Raw genomic sequence first — 618 nt, 5'->3', positions numbered from 1 at the left:
AGTGGTGGCGGCCCCTGCCATGCTCTCTCGCTTCCTGTGCCGGTGCGGCTTCACGTATAAAAAAACACCTGATGGCGGCGGAGTGCGCACGCGCCGACGTGCGCGATGAGCGCCGAATCTGGCACGCTCAGCGTCAGCCGCGCATGCGCCAGGAGCCGCACCGCTTGATCTTTCTCGATGAGACGTATGTCAACACCAAGATGACGCGCCTGCGTGGGCGCTCTCGCCGCGGCCAGCGGCTGCGCATGAAAGCTCCCTTTGGACACTGGAAAACCCAGACCTTTGTGGCCGGGCTGCGTTGCAACGAGTTGAGCGCCCCGTGGGTGATTGATGGTCCGATCACCCGCTTGGCGTTCGAGGCTTACATCGAGACGCAGCTCGCGCCGACCCTGCACAAAGGCGACGTGGTGATCCTTGACAACCTGGCGGTCCATAAGAGTGACAAGGCCGCTGAATGCCTGAAGAGGCATGGCGCCTGGTTCCTGTTTCTGCCGGCTTATTCGCCTGATCTTAATCCCATGGAGATCGGACCAACGTGGAACCTCTGAACGTGAGGTTCCATTGACTCCGCGAGTGGGCCATCAGGCGCTGCGCGCCTTGGCCTTATGGGTGGCAACA

1 pseudogene is annotated in these 618 nt (G+C 61.7%); it reads left to right on the top strand.

The features are described from left to right. Positions 1-527, top strand: a pseudogene (locus FS320_RS44750) (IS630 family transposase); the annotation flags it as partial. Positions 528-618: the final 91 nt, after the last annotated feature.

This window comes from Microvirga tunisiensis, from assembly GCF_009296175.1.
GTDB classification, from domain to species: Bacteria; Pseudomonadota; Alphaproteobacteria; order Rhizobiales; family Beijerinckiaceae; genus Microvirga; species Microvirga tunisiensis.
Note: the sequence above shows the minus strand (reverse complement) of the source record. Positions and strands in the feature narration are given on the sequence as shown.